Below are 17,316 nucleotides of genomic sequence, written 5' to 3'. Positions count from 1 at the left end.
CAGCAACATTGGCCTTGCCAATGTTGCTCCGACGAAGCAATCCAGAAGGCCACACGAGGACTGGATTGCTTCGTCGCAAGGGCTCCTCGCCATGACGAGATACTGAAAGCATCTGATGGACAATCTCAGGGCACTCATTGCCAAGGTCGCCACCGGCGCCACGTTGTCTCGCGAAGAGTCGTCGGCGGCCTTCGACAGCATGATGTCGGGCGAAGCGACGCCGTCGCAGATGGGCGGACTGCTGATGGCGCTGCGGGTGCGCGGCGAGACCGTCGACGAGATCACCGGCGCGGTCGCGGCGATGCGCGGCAAGATGCTGCGCGTAGATGCTCCTGCGGGCGCCGTTGACGTGGTGGGCACCGGCGGCGACGGCTCCGGCTCCGTTAACGTCTCGACGTGCGCCTCCTTCATCGTCGCCGGCTGCGGCGTGCCGGTCGCCAAGCACGGCAACCGGGCGCTGTCGTCGCGCTCCGGTGCCGCCGACGTGCTGGCCGCGCTCGGCATCAAGATCGACATCACGCCTGACCACGTCGGCCGCTGCATCACCGAGACCGGCATCGGCTTCATGTTCGCGCCGTCGCATCATCCGGCGATGAAGAACGTCGGCCCGACCCGCGTCGAACTGGCGACCCGCACCATCTTCAACCTGCTCGGCCCGCTCTCCAATCCTGCCGGCGTGACCCGGCAGATGGTCGGCGTGTTCTCGCGGCAATGGGTGCTGCCGCTGGCGCAGGTGCTGAAGAATCTGGGCTCCAAGCACGCCTGGGTGGTTCATGGCTCCGATGGCCTCGATGAAATCACGCTGAGCGGCCCGACCTTCGTGGCGGAGTTGAAGAACGGCGAGATCCGCTCGTTCGAGATTACGCCGGAAGACGCCGGCCTGCCCCGCGCCGGCCCCGACGCGCTGCGCGGCGGCGACGCCGAGGCGAATGCGATCTCGCTCAAGGCCGTGCTCGACGGCAAGCCCGGCGCGTTCCGCGACGTCGCTCTGTTCAACGCTGCCGCGGCCTTGATCGTCGCCGGCAAGGCAGCCGACCTGAAGCAAGGCATAGCGATGGGGCAGACGTCGCTGGACAGCGGCGCCGCCCTGGAAAAGCTGAAGCGGCTGGTCACGGTTTCGAACGCGAAGGACTGAGCGATGTCCGATATCCTCACCAAGATCGAGGCCTACAAGCGCGAGGAAATCGCCGCCGCGAAGCGCGCGCACCCGTTGTCCGAGCTGGAAGCGCTGGCCAAGACCGCGTCGCCGCCGCGCGGCTTCATGACCGCGATCTACCGAAAGCTCGACAAGGGCGACTTCGCGCTGATCGCCGAAGTGAAGAAAGCCTCCCCCTCGAAGGGCCTGATCCGCGAAGACTTCGACCCGCCCACGCTGGCGAAGGCCTATGAGGCCGGCGGCGCGGCGTGCCTGTCGGTTCTTACCGACACGCCGTCGTTCCAGGGCCACCTCGATTTCATGGTCGCGGCGCGCAACGCCGTGAAGCTGCCGGTGCTGCGCAAGGATTTCATGTTCGAAACCTATCAGGTGGTCGAAGCCCGCGCGCACGGCGCGGACTGCATCCTGATCATCATGGCGGCGCTCGATGACGCCGCCGCCCGCGACATCGAGGATGCCGCGATCGAGCATGGCATGGATGTGCTTTTAGAGGTCCACGACCAGCCGGAGCTGGAGCGCGCGCTAAACCTGCGCTCCCCGATGATCGGCATCAACAACCGCAATCTGCGGACCTTCGAGACGACGCTAGCGACCAGCGAGACGCTGGCGCCGATGATCCCGAAAGACCGCCTGATGGTCGGCGAGAGCGGCATTTTTGAAGCCGCCGACCTCGCCCGCCTCGAGCGCGTGGGCATCTCCACCTTCCTGGTCGGCGAAAGCCTGATGCGGCAGGCAGATGTTACGGCCGCGACCAAGGCGCTGCTGAAACGCGCGGCGTGAGTCGCATCCTTGCTTTCTTCCCTTCTCCCCTTGTGGGAGAAGGTGGCGCCGACGAAGTCGGCGTCGGATGAGGGGGAGCTGCGGAGTGCAACACACGCCCCCTCACCCGCCCGCGCTATCGCGCGGCCACCCTCTCCCACAAGGGGAGAGGGGAAGAAAGAGCAGCGGCGCGCAAGTCCGTTTTGCAAAGACAGGATCCAAAGTCATGGCCGGCAAGAAATCGAGGCGCACCGCGAGCGACGCCCCCGCCCTCACCCACATCGATTCCGCCGGCGAGGCGCGCATGGTCGATGTCTCCGACAAGCCGGCAACGGAGCGTCTCGCCGTCGCCGAAGGCCTGGTGATCATGAGCAAGGCGACGCTGGAACTGATCGTCTCCGGCAACGCCAAGAAGGGCGACGTGCTCGGCACCGCTCGGATCGCCGGCATCATGGCGGCCAAGCGCACCTCCGACCTGATCCCGCTGTGCCATCCCCTGATGCTGTCGAAGGTCACGCTCGATATCACGCCGGACAAGAAGTTGCCGGGCTGCCGGGTCCGCGCGTCCGTGAAGGTCTCGGGCAACACCGGCGTCGAGATGGAAGCTCTGACCGCGGTTTCGATCGCGTGCCTCACGATCTACGACATGATCAAGGCCGTCGAGCGCGGCGTCCGCATCGAAGGCCTTCATCTCGTCGAAAAGAAGGGTGGCAAGTCGGGCCATTATCTGGTCACCGACAACGACGCCGATTGATCACGACGCCTGGAGATTGACTGATGGCCCTGATGCCGGTTGCCGACGCGATGGCTGCCATTCTCGCGGGCGCCGACGCCCTGCCCGAGGAAATGGTGCCGCTGGAGGCGGCGTACCACCGCGTGCTGGCGCGCGACATCGCCTCCAATCGGACGCAGCCGCCGCAGCCGATGTCGGCGATGGACGGCTATGCGGTGCGCGCCGCCGATGCCGTGATGGGCGCGCGGCTCACGGTGATCGGTGAGGTCGCCGCCGGCCGGCCGTTCGAGCGCGCGCTGGCCGCCGGCGAGGCGCTGCGCATCTTCACCGGCGGCGTCGTGCCGGACGGTGCCGACGCCATCGTGATCCAGGAAGACACTTCGCGCGACGGCGCCGTCGTCCTCATCAACGAAGCCGCCACCGTGGCGAAGCACATCCGCGCGGCCGGCATCGATTTCGCTGAAGGCGACGTTCTGCTGCGCGCCGGGCAGCGCCTCACCGATCGCGATCTGTCGCTCGCCGCCGGCATGAACCACCCCGAACTGCCGGTGCGCCGCCGCCCGGTGATCGCCGTACTCGCCACCGGCGACGAACTGGTGCTGCCCGGCGCCATCCCCGGCCCCGGCCAGATCGTCCTGTCCAACGGCTTTGCGCTTCGCGCCCTGGCGCGCGCCGAAGGCGCCGAGGTGATCGATCTCGGCATCGCCGCCGACACGCTGGAATCGACCGCCTCGGCGATCCAGCGTGCGATCGACGCAGGCGCCGATATCCTCGTCACTACCGGTGGCGCCTCGGTCGGCGACCACGATCTGGTCAAGCCCTCGCTGGAGGCCGCCGGCGTCGAGATGGCGTTCTGGAAGATCGCGATGCGGCCGGGCAAGCCGATGATGAACGGACGGCGCGGCGCGATGCGGGTGATCGGCCTGCCCGGCAATCCGGTGTCGTCCTATGTCTGCGCCTTCCTGTTCATGGTGCCGTTGATTCGCGCGCTGTCCGGCCGCGCGCAGGTCGCCCATGCCATCGAATCGGGTCGGGTCGGTCGCGATCTTGCCGCCAATGATCAGCGCGAAGATTATCTGCGCGCGGTGCTGACGCCGGGCGACGACGGTAGCGTGATCGCGACGGCGGTATCCAGGCAGGACTCCTCCTTGTTGGGAAATCTCGCTGCCGCGCAAGGACTTCTGATCCGTCGGCCGTTCGCTGTGGCGGCGCCCAAGGGTTCGCTTTGCGAGTTTGTGCGATTGCCGATCTGAGCCCTCTTGCGGTTTTGTTGACCGGAATTTAAGCGTTGCGGAACACATATGGAACAGATAGTGTTCGTTCATGATTTGTTTCGAGATGTCGTGGCTTTGCCCGGTCCTGAAACCGACGATGATGATGCGGCGGCTGATCCCGTCAACCAAGGATGGCTCCAGATGCTCACGCGCAAACAGTATGAACTTCTGAAATTCATCGACCAAAGGCTCAAGGAAGCCGGCGTGCCGCCGTCCTTCGACGAGATGAAGGACGCGCTCGACCTGCGCTCCAAATCCGGTATCCACCGCCTCATCACGGCGCTTGAAGAGCGCGGCTTCATCCGCCGGCTGCCGAACCGGGCGCGCGCCATCGAAGTCATCAAGCTGCCCGAACTCGGCGGCGCCGCAGCACCTGCCACCGGCCGCCGTGGCTTCACGCCCAGCGTCATCGAAGGCACGCTCGGCAAGGTGCGACCCTTGTCGACCGGCAATGGCAACAACAACGGCAACGGCGATTACGAGGAAGACAGCCGCCGCTCGGTGGCCGTCCCGGTGATGGGCCGCATCGCCGCGGGTACGCCGATCGAGGCGCTGCAGACCCGCAGCCACACCATCAGCGTACCCCCCGACATGCTCGGCACCGGCGAGCACTACGCGCTGGAAGTGCGCGGTGACTCGATGCAGGACGCCGGCATCCTCGATGGCGACATGGCGCTGATCCAGAAAAACGAGAGCGCCGATACCGGCGACATCGTGGTCGCGCTGATCGACGAGGAGGAAGCCACCTTGAAGCGCTTCCGCCGCCGCGGCGCCTCGATCGCGCTGGAGCCCGCTAACGACGCCTACGAAGTCCGCATCCTGCCGCCGAACCGGGTTCGCATCCAGGGCAAGCTGGTCGGGATCTATCGCCGCTACTGAGCAGCGGAATCATCGGCCTGCACGTCGGCTTCGGCCGGCGTCGCATCGACCGGGCGGTTGCCCCGTCCTGCAGCGCTTGATGGTTCGGCGGCATCAGGCACTGCGCCCGACCACGGCCGGTTGACGCCTTTCGGCCGGACGGCGGTGGTTGCAAATCCGTCGCCGCTTCGGCGCAAAATCAGTGCGCCGCTGGCCCGCAGGGTTTCCGCATCGATCACCTTTGCGGCGCAATTGGCCGGCGGCTGATTTGACGTGACGATCAGCACCGCTTGCGCGCAGTCATCGGCAAAAGCGTCGGGCTGCAGCGCCAGCGCAACCAGAGCCCCATCGGCCAGCGCCGCGACGCATCCCGCGACATCGCATGCCACGCCGTGGCCGAGCGACGCCTCATTCGGCAGCCGCGGATCGGCGTCGGCCCCGAGCCACTCTTTCTGCAAAAACGTATCCTTGGTGCTGCGCATCCATTGCAGCCGTCCATCGCGGCCGCGAACCGCGACGTGGTGGCCGTCATTTGATATCAACACGTCCGGCATCTTGACCGTGAGCACCGCGGCAATCGATAGCGCCAGCACACCGGCGCCGATCCAGCGCAGCGGCGTGCGCAGCAGCCCGAGCAGGATGATCCCCAGCGTCGCGGCGATCAGCGGCCCCTGCCCGAACGCGGCGACCCGTCCGATGGCTCCCGGCAAGGCCGCGACCCATTGCGTCACCACGATCATCCATTGGATGCCGACATCCATCAGCCGCCAGAACACGCCGTCGAAACCGAACGGCATCGCGGCCAGCCCGAGCAGTCCGGCCGGCATCACCAGCACGGAGACCACCGGCATCGCCAGCAGATTGGCGAAAACGCCATACGGCGTCACGCGGTGAAAATGAAACGCCGCATAGGGCGTGGTGGCGAGGCCGGCGACCAGCGACGCCAGCGTCAGCAGGATGATCTCGCGACCGCCCCAGAGCGCGGCGCGCGCCGTTGCGGAATGGTCCGGCGATGCCAAGAGGACCGGCACGCCGCCCTGCACCAGCGCCACCAGTCCCAATGTCGCGGCAAACGACATCTGGAAGCTCGGATGCACCAAGGCTTCCGGCATCGCGACCAGCACGATCATCGCCGCCACCGCCAACGTGCGAAAGGTGATGGCGCGGCGATCGACCATGATCGCGAGCAGCACCACCGCCGTCATGAAGAACGATCTCTGCGTCGCCACCTCCGCGCCCGACAGCAACAGATAGAACAGCGCCGCGGCGAGGGCCGCGGCAGCCGAATATTTCTTGATCGGAAAGGTCACGGTAAACGCGGGGATCAGCGCCAGTAGCGCGCGCACCGTAAAGAACACCACGCCGGCGACCACCGCCATGTGATAGCCGGAGATCGACAAGACGTGGCCGAGCCCCGAGACAAACATCGCATCATTGACCTCCGGCGAGATCGCGTCGCGCCGCCCGGTCAACAGCGCGGTGGCGATGGCGCGGGCGTCGCCGGACAGCACGGTGCGGATGCGCGCGTCGATCGCATCGCGAAAGCCCTGCATGGTCGCGGCGTAGCGCAACCGCCAGCCCGGCACATTCGGCGGATCGACTGCCTTGATGCTGCCGGTGACGAAGCCGGAGGCGCCGATGCCCTGGAAGTACAGGTCGCGACCGAAGTCGTAGCTGCCGGGTCGTAACGGCTGCAGCGGCGGCTGCAGCCGCGCTTTCAACTGGACGAAACTGCCCACCGCAGGTGCGGCGCCCTTGCGCACCGACAGCCGCACCCGTTCGAGCCGCACCTGCGAACGCGGGCTCTCCATCGTCGTCACCCGCAGAACGAAGCGATCGGTGCGCTCGCGCTCTTCATGCGTTTCGACGTAGCCGGTGAGCGCCACGCCGTAGAGCGGCTTCGCCAGCACGGCGTGCGCAATCCGCGCCGTCTTCAGCGTGACAATCGCGAAGCCTGCCGCAATCGCGGCGAGCATCACGATAAGCGGAAACCACTTTTGCCGGCGCGACAGGAACGCGGCAATGGCGAGGACGGCCGCTGTCGACGCCGCGACCCAGGCCACCGGCTCGTGCTCGGCGGCGAAGTACAGCGCGATGCCGGCACCGAACGCGACCGGCACCCAGGGCAGCAGCCGCCCCGGCCCGGCTTCCGCGCGCGCCCATGCCTGCAACGTGCCGATTAAGGTCTGCCAGAGCCGCGTGCCCGGCCGCGCAGTACCAGCCGACGGCACCGCCTGCGGCGGCCAGGTGCCGGCATGCGCGCGCGGTTGGTTGATGTTGCGGTTTGCCATCGCCGTCGCCCGGCTGTTCCCGCCAGCATGCTAGCGGAAGGAATTACCGGTCGACTACGGGAACGGATGGGGAATATGGGACTGCTTGCAGTGCTAGTTGTCATTCCGGGGCGCGAGCGCTGCAGCGCGAGCGAACCTCAGCCACTCCAATTGGAGTGGCGGGCAATCCCGAGATGGGACGATGAACAATTCGGGATTCCGGGTTCGCGGTCGGCTACCGCCGCCCGCGCCCCGGAATGACAGTTCAGGTCGCCTTGGCGTAACTGTCCCTCAATCCCACCGTGCGGTTGAACACCAACTTGCCCGGCGCGGAATCCTTGTCGCGGCAGAAATAGCCCTGGCGCTCGAACTGCACGGCGGCGTCCGAATTGTCCGATGCCAGCGCCGGCTCGACCATGCAGCCGGTCAGCGTCTCCAGCGATTCCGGATTGATCTGCGCAGCAAAATTGGCCGCGTCCGGCTGCGGCGCGGTGAACAGCAGATTGTACACCCGCACCTCGGCCGGCACGGCCTTGGCCGCGGCGACCCAGTGAATGGTCGCCTTGACCTTACGGCCGTCCGGCGCGTTGCCGCCGCGGGTTTCAGGATCGTACGTGCAGCGCAGTTCGATCACTTCACCGGACGCATTCTTGATCACCTCGCGGCAGGTGATGAAATAGCCGTAGCGCAGCCGCACCTCGCGGCCCGGCGCCATCCGGAAGAATTTCTTCGGTGGCTCTTCCATGAAGTCGTCGTGCTCGATGTACAGTTCGCGGCCGAACGGTATCTTGCGTGACCCCAGTGTCTCGTCCTCCGGATGGTTGACGGCGTCGAGCTCCTCGACCTGCCCTTCCGGATAGTTCTCGATGACCACCTTGAGCGGCTTCAGCACCGCCATGCGGCGCTGCGCGGTGCGGTTCAGCGTCTCGCGCACGGCGAAGTCGAACATGTCGATGCCGACCGTCGAGTTGGCCTTGGCCACGCCGATGCGCTTGACGAATTCGCGCAGGGCTGCGGCCGGCACGCCGCGGCGTTGCAGCCCGGCCAAAGTCGGCATCCGCGGATCGTCCCAGCCAGAGACATGGCCGCCGCGCACCAGTTCGGTGAGCACGCGCTTCGACAGCAGCGTGTAGGTCATGTTGAGGCGCGCGAACTCGTACTGGTGCGGCCGGGACGGCACCGGCAGGTTTTCAAGGCACCAATCGTACAATGGCCGGTGGTCCTCGAATTCCAGCGTGCAGATCGAATGCGTGACGTGCTCGATGGCGTCCGACTGGCCGTGGGCGAAGTCGTAGCTCGGATAGATGCTCCACGCCGTGCCGGTGCGCGGATGGTGCGCATGCAGGATGCGATAGATCACGGGATCGCGCAGATTGATGTTGCCCGAGGTCATGTCGATCTTGGCGCGCAGCACGCGGGCGCCGTTCGGGAATTCGCCGGCGCGCATCCGCGTGAACAGATCAAGGTTCTCCGCCACCGGTCGGTCGCGGAACGGGCTGTTCTGTCCGGGCTCGGTGAGCGTGCCGCGGGTCAGGCGGATCTCTTCCTGCGACTGGTCGTCGACATAGGCCTTGCCCGCGCGGATCAGCTCCTGCGCCCAAGCGTAGAGCTGCTCGAAATAGTCCGAGGCGTAATGCAGGTTGCTACCCCAGTCGAAGCCGAGCCAGCGCACGTCGCGCTGGATGGCATCGATAAATTCCTGCTCTTCCCTGGTCGGGTTGGTGTCGTCGAAGCGCAAATTGCAGATCCCGCCGAACTCCTCGGCGATGCCGAAATTCAGGCAGATCGACTTGGCGTGGCCAAGATGCAAATAGCCGTTCGGCTCCGGCGGAAAACGCGTCACCACGGCCTTGTGCGCGCCGGAGGCGAGGTCCGCGGCCACGATGTCGCGGATGAAGTCGCGGCCAACCTCTGCGGTGTCCGCTGCCGATTCGTCTGTCATGGGGTGCCTTTCAAGCTGCGCCCTATGTGCCAAATCCGGGGGGCCGCGCCAAGGGGCGTGGTTCACCGAAACGGCACCGTCTCAAGCGGCTTTCTTCGGCTGGCCGACGTGCTTGCGCAGGTAGCCGATCACGCTGAAAATGTTCTTGGCCTGCGGATTGCCGCGTGGGCCGAACATACGGATCAGGCTCTTGGGCTGTACCCCGATGGCTTCGCCTAGCTTCTCGAAGCCAATGGTTCCCTTGATGTAATCTCGTAGCAGGGACCTGCCTACATCGACCTCGCCATCGAGCAATGCGTCGATGCCTTCCTGCAGCAGCGCTTCAGCAAAATCGGGACGCTTCCGGGCGTAATCTTGTAGCCACTCCCCAAAGTCTCTCGTTGTTGCCATCGTCCATCTCCATCACTGCTGCGTGCGTTTGGTTCGCTTGTAGTCGCGCCAAAACGCGCGCGCGGCCAGGATGTCCTGCTGCTGCCGTTTCTTCGTTCCGCCGGTGAGCAGGATCACAAGTGTGTCTCCATCTCGCCCGAAATAAATGCGGTATCCCGGCCCAAAATCGATGCGGAATTCCAGAACGCCTTCGCCGACACCCTTGGAGTTGGAGAAATTTCCCATCGCCATGCGCCGCAACGCACGGGCAATCTGCGCAGATGCGAAAACGTCCAGCCTCTCCGCCCAGTCGGTGAAAGGCGCTCTGCCATCCTCGTCCACATAATAGCGGATCTCGACCATAGATCATGGTAACATATAGGTTACCCGTTTTCAACGCCATTGGGCCAGACGATCCCATGTGATACACGGCCGCAAACGTCTCCAGCCTTGATCGAAGCCCTGAATGACCGCACCCATCGTCACCCGTTTCGCGCCCTCCCCGACCGGCTTCCTGCACATCGGCGGCGCCCGCACCGCGCTGTTCAACTGGCTGTATGCGCGCGGCCGCGGCGGCAAGATGTTGCTGCGGATCGAGGATACCGACCGCGAGCGCTCCACGGAGCCGGCGATCGCCGCGATCATCGAAGGGTTGAAGTGGCTCGGCATCGAATGGGACGACAACACCGTCTACCAGTTCCAGCGAGCCGGCCGGCACCGCGAGGTTGCCGAGCAGCTGCTGGCCGAAGGCAAGGCCTATTATTGCTACGCCTCCGCCGACGAGCTCAAGGAGATGCGCGAGAAGGCCCGTGCCGAGGGCAAGTCGAAACTCTATGACGGCCGCTGGCGCGAACGCGCGGCGTCGGAGGCGCCGGCCGGCGTCAAGCCGACCATCCGCCTGAAGGCGCCGCTCGACGGCGAGACCGTGATCGACGACCAGGTACAGGGCCGCGTCACCTGGAAGAACGAGAACCTCGACGACCTCGTCCTGCTGCGCGGCGACGGCAACCCGACCTATATGCTGGCGGTGGTGGTAGACGACCACGACATGGGCGTGACGCATGTGATCCGCGGCGACGACCACCTGATCAATGCCGCCCGCCAGAAGCAGATCTACGACGCGCTCGGCTGGCAGGTTCCCAGCATGTCGCACATCCCGCTGATCCACGGGCCGGACGGCTCGAAGCTCTCCAAGCGCCACGGCGCGCTCGGCGTCGATGCCTATCGCGCGATGGGCTACGTGCCCGAGGCCCTACGCAATTACCTCGTGCGGCTCGGCTGGAGCCACGGCGACCAGGAGATCTTCTCCACGGAGGAGATGATCCGCGACTTCGACCTGCCCGCCATCGGACGCTCCGCCGCACGGTTCGATTTCGCCAAGCTGGAGAATCTCAACGGCCACTACATCCGGCACGCCGACGATCGGTCGCTTGTGACCCAGTTCGAGGATGTGCTGGAATACGTGCCTGATGGCGCTGATCTCAAGGCCAAGCTCAACGACACGTCGCGCGCGCAGCTGTTGCAGGCGATGCCGCAGCTCAAGGAGCGCGCCAAGACGCTGATCGAACTGATCGACAGTTCCTATTACATCTTTGCCGACCGGCCGCTGGTGATGGAGCCGAAGGCCGCAGCCTTGCTGACGCCGGAAACCCGCGCCTTGATCGGCAGACTGCACGGCGCACTCAAGGGCGTCACCGACTGGACGGCGGCGACCACGGAGGCAGCTACCCGCACGTTTGCCGAGGCCAATGGCCTGAAACTCGGCGCGGTGGCGCAGCCCCTGCGGGTGGCGCTGACCGGAAAGACGACTTCGCCCGGAATCTTCGACGTGCTGGCGGTATTGGGGCGGCAGGAATGCCTTGCCCGGCTCGCCGATCAAGAAGCGGTTTAGCATAGCAGCAGGTCGCGCTTGGCCGTCTTGCAGCGCACACGCCAATGCGATACCCATCTGCGAAGCCTGAGGCATATCTGGCCTGGTCCAGCCATTTCCGGATGGCTACGACCGACCGGCCCTCTCAACGATCTCATCGGGGACTACACGATGGACGCAAAAACCAATACCAAGAACGCCACGATGACCGTCGATGGCAAGAGCTTCGACTTCCCGATTCTGAGCGGGACGGTCGGTCCCGATGTCATCGACATCGGCAAGCTCTATGCCCAGTCCGGCATGTTCACCTATGACCCCGGATTCACCTCGACCGGCAGCTGCCAGTCGAAGATCACTTACATCGACGGCGATGCCGGCATCCTCGAATATCGCGGCTACCCGATCGAGCAGCTCGCCGGCCACGGCGACTTCCTCGAGACCTGCTACCTGCTTCTGTACGGCGAACTGCCGACCAAGGCGCAGAAGGCCGATTTCGACGGCCGCGTCACCAGCCACACCATGGTTCACGAACAGATGGCCCGCTTCTTCCAGGGCTTCCGTCGCGATGCGCATCCGATGGCCGTGATGGTCGCGTCGGTCGGCGCACTGGCCGCGTTCTACCATGACTCCACCGACATCAACGATCCCAAGCAGCGCATGATCGCGTCGATCCGCATGATCGCCAAGATCCCGACGCTCGCCGCGATGGCCTACAAGTACACGATCGGCCAGCCCTTCGTGTACCCGACCAACTCGCTGGATTTCGCCTCGAACTTCCTCAAGATGTGCTTTGCGGTGCCTTGCGAGGACTACAAGGTCAACCCGGTGCTGGCCAAGGCACTGGACAAGATCTTCACGCTGCACGCCGACCATGAGCAGAACGCCTCGACCTCGACCGTGCGCATTGCCGGCTCGTCGGGCGCCAACCCGTTCGCGTGCATCGCCGCCGGCATCGCCTGCCTGTGGGGACCCGCGCATGGTGGCGCCAACGAAGCCGCGCTGGCGATGCTGGCCGAGATCGGCACCGTCGACAAGATTCCGGAATTCATCGCCAAGGTGAAGGACAAGAATTCCAGCGTCCGCCTGATGGGCTTCGGTCACCGCGTCTACAAGAACTACGATCCGCGCGCCAAGATCATGCAGCAGACCTGCCATGAAGTGCTCAAGGAAACCGGTCATGGCGGCGACGAGATGCTCGCCGTGGCGATGGAACTCGAGAAGATCGCATTGAGCGACCAGTACTTCATCGACCGCAAGCTGTACCCGAACGTCGACTTCTATTCGGGCATCACCCTGAAGGCGATGGGCTTCCCGACCTCGATGTTCACCGTATTGTTCGCGGTCGCCCGCACCGTCGGCTGGATCAGCCAGTGGAGCGAGATGATCGAGGATCCGCAGCAGAAGATCGGCCGTCCGCGCCAGCTCTACACCGGCGCCGCCCGCCGCGATTACGTCGATATCGCCAAGCGCGGCTGATAGGTCACTTCAAGGATCCAAACAGCAAATCGGCGGACCGGAAACGGTCCGCCGATTTCGTTTGTGAGCTAGCCGCGCCGCTTCAACATCCCGATCACGATTTCCGCCGCGCCGATGCTCGGCGAGGTCTTGCCGGTCGCCATGATGGTGTCGAGCTTCGCAAAGGCCTCGACCTGGCGCTGCCGCAGCGCCGTGTCGGCGAGCACGTCGCGCAGCGCCGGCGCGAGATTGTCCGGCGTGCAGTCCTGCTGGATATATTCCGGCACCACGTTTTCACCGACCACCAGATTGGCGAGGATCACCGAGGCCGAGCGGATCACGCGGCGTGCGATCCAGGCCTCGACATTGCCGCCCTTGTAGGCAGCAACCATCGGCACACCGGCGATGGCCAGTTCCAGCGTCGAGGTGCCCGACTTCGCCAGCGCGGCGTGCGCGATGCGAAATGCGGCGCGCTTGTCGGCCTCGCCGACCACGACGCGCGGCTGCACCGGCCAGTCCTTCAGCGCGACGGCAATGGCCTGTTCGAGATGCGGCATGGTCGGCAGGATCAGCTCGAATGCCACACCCTGCTTCCGCAACAGCCCGAGGGCTGCGCCAAAGATCGCCATGTGATGGCGGATCTCGCTGCGCCGGCTGCCGGGCAGCACCAGCAGCACCGGCGGGCTGGCGTCGCGGCGCGCCTGCTCTTCGGGGTTCGGGCGGAGCGATGCAATCTGCTCGATCAGGGGATGGCCGACATAGCTGCACGGCGGACCGCCGAGCTGCCGGTGCACCTCGGGCTCGAACGGCAGCAGCCCCAATACGTGGTCGACATAACCGCGCATCGCCCGCGCCCGGCCCGGCCGCCACGCCCAGACCGATGGCGAGACGTAGTCGACGATCGGAATGTTGGGCGCGCGGCGGCGTACGCGGCGCGCCACGCGATGGGTGAAATCGGGGCTGTCGATGATCACCAGTATATCGGGGGCGGCCTTCAGCACGGCGTCGGTGGCCTCGGCCAGCCGGCGCAGGATCATCGGCAGCTTTTTTGGAATCGCGGCAAAGCCGATGATCGACAGCGCCTCGATCGGAAACAGCGAGGCCAGCCCCTCGGCGGCCATCGTCGAGCCGCCGATGCCTTCAAAGCTGACGTCGTCGCCGAGGCGCTGCCGCAGCACCTTCATCAGCGCCGAGCCGAGGCGGTCGCCGGATTCTTCGGTGGCGATCAGAAAGATCTTTCGCGTCACGCCGTTACCCCCGTCACGAACAGGCCGGCGGCGTCGGCGGCGTCCACCATCTGTTGCGGCTCGGCGACGATGGTGTTGCCGGCGACGATGGCGATGCCGGCCAGCCCCGCCTCGGCCGCCCGTGCAATTGTTTGCGGACCGAGCGTCGGCATGTCGAAGCGCAAATCCTGCCCGCTCTTGGGCGCCTTCACCAGCACGCCGCGGCCCGGCCTGGCACGAATACGACCCTGCGCGCGCAACTGCGCCACGCGCGCCAGCAGCCCGTCGGTGCCCTCGATGCCCTCGACGCCGATCACGTGGCCGTCGATCACGACGGTCGCCTGGCCGATGTCGAACGGGCTCAGCGCGCCGAGCACAGCGAGCCCCTTGGTGATATCGGCCTCCGCGCCGGCATCGGGCCGCGCGCGGCACAACGATCCCGCCGGCATCAGCAAATCCGGTGCTACGTCCTTGATCCCGAGCAGGCGAAAGCCATCGTCTTCGAAGATGCGGCCGATGCCGGTGAGCAGGTGATCGTCGCCGCCGCGAAACGCGGACAGGATGTGCCGCATCGCTCGCAGCGTTCCCCAATCCATGCGAATTTCGGACAGCGCCGGCCGCACCAAGGTGCCGATGAAGACCAGGTCACGGCAATGTTCGTCGCGCATCAGGCTTTTCAGCCGGCCGATCCGGCCGAGCGGCACCCAGTGATGCCTGAACCTGCTGGCGGCGACCGGATCGCAGAACCCCTTCAGCGCAAACAGGATCGGCGTGACGCCGCGCGCCTTGAGTGAGTCGGCGACCGCGAAGGGCAGCACGCCGCCGCCGGCAATCAGGCCGACGTGGGAAGCGAGAACCGGTTCTTGATGCGTCATGGCCTGCCCCGCGCCGCGATCAATTGGACCAATCAGGATTTGCCCTTGCCATCCTCGGGCAGGCACAGCGCACGATGCTGGCCGGCGGCGATGAAGGCGAGTATCTCGGCGATCGCCGGATCCTCGGAGGCCAGCGGCTGCACGCGCGCCAGCCGCTCGGCGAAGATACCCTCGCCGTGAAACAGCTTCTGGTAAAATCCGCGCACCAGCGCCAGGCGCTGCTTGGTGAATTTGCGGCGCTTCATGCCGATGATGTTGAGGCCTTCCAGGCTGGCGTACTGGCCGTTGACCAGCGCGAACGGGATGACGTCGCCGCGCACGCCGCAGATGCCGCCGACCATCGCCTGCGGACCGATCCGGGTGAACTGGTGCACGGCCGAGAGCCCGCCCATGAACACGAAGTCGCCGATCTCGCAATGGCCGCCGAGCGTCGCCGAGGTCGCGAAGATCACGTCGTTGCCGACATGGCAGTCATGGCCGACATGGCTGCAATTCATGTAGTAGCCGCGATCGCCGACCGTGGTGACGCCGCCACCCGCGACGGTGCCGGCGTTCATGGTGACGGATTCGCGGATCGTGCAGCCGTTGCCGATCACGAGCTTCGTCAACTCGCCCTTGTAGCTCAGCGACTGCGGCGGCGTGCCCAATGATGCGAACGGATAGATCGTGCAGCCGTCACCGATGGTGGTCTGCGCGGTGATGTGGACATGGGCGATCAGCTTGCAGTCCGCCCCGATCACGACGTTCGGCCCGATGATGCAATACGGCCCGATGGTGGTGCCCTCGCCGATCACCGCGCCATCTGCAATTCGCGCCGTGGGATCGATATTGCTCATCGCAGGGTCCAGGTTCTGACAGCGCCAAGGCTGTGAATATGTATGGTTTTCGGCTGGTTAGCGCCGGGAACCAGCCCTGTCCAGTCACGTCTGGTTTCGCTTCGCCAAAACCAGGCGCCCGCCAGCAACGGCAGCGTCAGTCGGTCAGCATCGCGCCGACGTCGGCGGAAGCGACGATGACGCCGTTGACCTTGGCGTCGCCGTGGAACCACCACATCGACTTCTTCCGGCCGATGCTGCGCATGTGATACTCGATCGTGTCACCGGGCATCACCGGCTTGCGGAATTTGCATTTGTCGATGGTCAGGAAGTACACCGCGCGCGGCTTCTGCGTGCCCTCGACCGACATGATGCCGATCACGCCGGCGGTCTGCGCCATGCCCTCGATCATCAGCACGCCCGGAAATACCGGACGGTCCGGGAAGTGACCGAGGAAGGCCGGCTCGTTGATCGTGACGTTCTTGACGCCGATGCCGCTGTAGTCCTTGCGGATGTTGACGACGCGGTCGATCAGCAGAAACGGATAACGGTGCGGCAGCGTCTTCAGGATGGTGTTGATATCGACCAGATCATACGCAATCGGTGACTCCTGATCGATCGATGAAACTTCGCTCATTGCCCCTCGTCCTTCGCGTCCTGCGAACCTGTATTGGCGCCCGGTGCGCTGTCGCGCCCGAGCTTTTCAACCGCGAGGATCTCGCGAAACCACTGCTTGGTCGGCTTGGCGAAGAACCCGCCCCAACGCCCCTTGGCGGGGATCGAGTCCTTGACGCCGCTCATCGCGGTGACCTGCGCGCCGTCGCCGATCGTGATGTGATTATTGAGGCCGACCATGGCGCCCAGCGCCACATGGTCGCCGAGCGTCAGGCTGCCGGCCAGCCCGCATTTGGCGGCAATCAGGCAGTGCCGCCCGATCGTCACATTGTGGCCGATCTGAACCAGATTGTCGATCTTGGTGCCCTCGCCGATCACGGTGTCGCGCAGGCTGCCGCGGTCGATCGCGGTGCCGGCGCCGATCTCGACGTCGTTCTGGATCAACACGCGGCCGGTCTGCGGCACCTTGAGATGGGTGGCCGCGAAGATGAAGCCATAGCCGTCCTGCCCGATCAGGCAGCCCGGGTGGATCAACACGTTGTTGCCGATCAGCGCGAACTGGATCACGCAATTGGCGCCGACATTGCAGTCGCGGCCGATCTTGACGCCGGCGGCGATCACCGCGCCGGAGCCGATCACGGTGCCGGCGCCGATTTCGACATCCGGCCCGATCACCGCGAGCGGATCGATCGTGACGTCGTCTTCCAGCATCGCCGTGGGATGGATCACGGCGGAGGCCGCGACGCCGTTCAGGCCGAAGCCGGACCGCGGCCGCAGCGCGTCGTCGTGCCAGTCGCGGCTGAGCGCCACGAAAGCGCCAAACGGGCTTTTGGCGCGGAGAACGGCGATGTGCGGGGGAATGTCGCCCTTGAAACGCTCGCTCACCAGCACCGCGCCCGCGCGGGTCTGCGCGAGCTGGTGGATGTAGCGGACGTTATCGAAGAAGGCGAGATCGTGCGGGCCTGCACCGTCGAGCGCGGCGAGCCCGGTGATCAACTGGTCGGCCCTGGAGGGATCGACCAGCTCAACCTTCGCTGACGCGGCGATCTCGGCCAGCGTCAGCGACGGCGTTTGCTTGAAGAAGTCCGGCTGTGCCATG

General features: G+C 65.5%; 16 protein-coding genes. 7 read left to right on the top strand and 9 right to left on the bottom strand.

The window, feature by feature from the left end; genetic code table 11:
* Positions 1–115: 115 nt before the first annotated feature.
* From trpD to lexA, 5 genes are all read left to right on the top strand, one after another.
* Positions 116–1,135, top strand: coding sequence for an anthranilate phosphoribosyltransferase (gene trpD, locus FNL56_RS14435; RefSeq protein WP_143573428.1), 1,020 nt, complete (start codon positions 116–118; stop codon positions 1,133–1,135).
* Between the two features lie 3 nt (positions 1,136–1,138).
* The gene (trpC, locus tag FNL56_RS14430) at positions 1,139–1,936 is read left to right on the top strand and encodes an indole-3-glycerol phosphate synthase TrpC (protein ID WP_143577940.1); all 798 of its coding nucleotides are present in this window, start codon (positions 1,139–1,141) and stop codon (positions 1,934–1,936) included.
* 205 nt (positions 1,937–2,141) lie between these two features.
* The gene (gene moaC, locus FNL56_RS14425; protein ID WP_143573424.1) at positions 2,142–2,669 is read left to right on the top strand and encodes a cyclic pyranopterin monophosphate synthase MoaC; all 528 of its coding nucleotides are present in this window, start codon (positions 2,142–2,144) and stop codon (positions 2,667–2,669) included.
* Positions 2,670–2,692: 23 nt separating this feature from the next.
* On the top strand, positions 2,693–3,901 hold the full coding sequence (locus tag FNL56_RS14420; protein WP_143573423.1) for a molybdopterin molybdotransferase MoeA: 1,209 nt from the start codon (positions 2,693–2,695) through the stop codon (positions 3,899–3,901).
* Positions 3,902–4,063: 162 nt separating this feature from the next.
* Positions 4,064–4,801 (top strand): transcriptional repressor LexA, encoded by a 738-nt coding sequence (gene lexA / locus FNL56_RS14415; protein ID WP_143573421.1) that lies wholly within the window; start codon positions 4,064–4,066, stop codon positions 4,799–4,801.
* On the opposite strand, the gene FNL56_RS14410 is transcribed toward lexA, so the two are convergent.
* The 4 genes from FNL56_RS14410 to FNL56_RS14395 form a co-directional block, all read right to left on the bottom strand.
* Positions 4,795–7,071, bottom strand: a complete 2,277-nt coding sequence (locus tag FNL56_RS14410) for a ComEC/Rec2 family competence protein (RefSeq protein WP_143573420.1) — start codon at positions 7,069–7,071, stop codon at positions 4,795–4,797. The genes lexA and FNL56_RS14410 overlap by 7 nt on opposite strands.
* A gap of 244 nt (positions 7,072–7,315) precedes the next feature.
* Entirely contained in the window at positions 7,316–8,992 is a 1,677-nt protein-coding gene (locus FNL56_RS14405) for a glutamine--tRNA ligase/YqeY domain fusion protein (protein ID WP_143573418.1), read from the bottom strand.
* A gap of 81 nt (positions 8,993–9,073) precedes the next feature.
* Entirely contained in the window at positions 9,074–9,382 is a 309-nt protein-coding gene (locus tag FNL56_RS14400; protein WP_143573417.1) for a transcriptional regulator, read from the bottom strand.
* Positions 9,383–9,394: 12 nt separating this feature from the next.
* Positions 9,395–9,724, bottom strand: coding sequence for a type II toxin-antitoxin system RelE/ParE family toxin (locus tag FNL56_RS14395; protein ID WP_143573415.1), 330 nt, complete (start codon positions 9,722–9,724; stop codon positions 9,395–9,397).
* A gap of 103 nt (positions 9,725–9,827) precedes the next feature.
* Here FNL56_RS14395 and gltX point away from each other — a divergent pair, with 103 nt between their 5' ends.
* Together gltX and gltA are read left to right on the top strand one after the other, a co-directional pair.
* Positions 9,828–11,252 carry a glutamate--tRNA ligase gene (gltX, locus tag FNL56_RS14390; RefSeq protein ID WP_143573413.1) on the top strand — a complete coding sequence of 475 codons (1,425 nt, stop codon included), beginning with the start codon at positions 9,828–9,830 and terminating at the stop codon, positions 11,250–11,252.
* A 150-nt stretch (positions 11,253–11,402) separates the two neighbouring features.
* Positions 11,403–12,707 (top strand): citrate synthase, encoded by a 1,305-nt coding sequence (gene gltA, locus FNL56_RS14385; RefSeq protein ID WP_143573411.1) that lies wholly within the window; start codon positions 11,403–11,405, stop codon positions 12,705–12,707.
* 68 nt (positions 12,708–12,775) lie between these two features.
* On the opposite strand, the gene lpxB is transcribed toward gltA, so the two are convergent.
* The 5 genes from lpxB to lpxD all read right to left on the bottom strand — a co-directional run bounded on the left by lpxB (position 12,776) and on the right by lpxD (position 17,315).
* The gene (gene lpxB / locus FNL56_RS14380; protein WP_143573409.1) at positions 12,776–13,933 is read right to left on the bottom strand and encodes a lipid-A-disaccharide synthase; all 1,158 of its coding nucleotides are present in this window, start codon (positions 13,931–13,933) and stop codon (positions 12,776–12,778) included.
* Entirely contained in the window at positions 13,930–14,787 is an 858-nt protein-coding gene (locus FNL56_RS14375; protein WP_143577939.1) for an LpxI family protein, read from the bottom strand. Before FNL56_RS14375 ends, lpxB begins: the two co-directional genes overlap by 4 nt.
* Positions 14,788–14,819: 32 nt before the next feature.
* Positions 14,820–15,623 carry an acyl-ACP--UDP-N-acetylglucosamine O-acyltransferase gene (gene lpxA, locus FNL56_RS14370; protein WP_143573406.1) on the bottom strand — a complete coding sequence of 268 codons (804 nt, stop codon included), beginning with the start codon at positions 15,621–15,623 and terminating at the stop codon, positions 14,820–14,822.
* Between the two features lie 136 nt (positions 15,624–15,759).
* Positions 15,760–16,239: a 3-hydroxyacyl-ACP dehydratase FabZ gene (fabZ, locus tag FNL56_RS14365; protein WP_143573405.1), complete on the bottom strand. Its 480-nt coding sequence runs from the start codon at positions 16,237–16,239 to the stop codon at positions 15,760–15,762.
* The gene (gene lpxD, locus FNL56_RS14360) at positions 16,236–17,315 is read right to left on the bottom strand and encodes a UDP-3-O-(3-hydroxymyristoyl)glucosamine N-acyltransferase (protein WP_143573403.1); all 1,080 of its coding nucleotides are present in this window, start codon (positions 17,313–17,315) and stop codon (positions 16,236–16,238) included. Before lpxD ends, fabZ begins: the two co-directional genes overlap by 4 nt.
* Position 17,316: the final 1 nt, after the last annotated feature.

This window comes from Tardiphaga sp. vice304, assembly GCF_007018905.1.
Taxonomy (GTDB): Bacteria; Pseudomonadota; Alphaproteobacteria; order Rhizobiales; family Xanthobacteraceae; genus Tardiphaga.
Note: the sequence above shows the minus strand (reverse complement) of the source record. Positions and strands in the feature narration are given on the sequence as shown.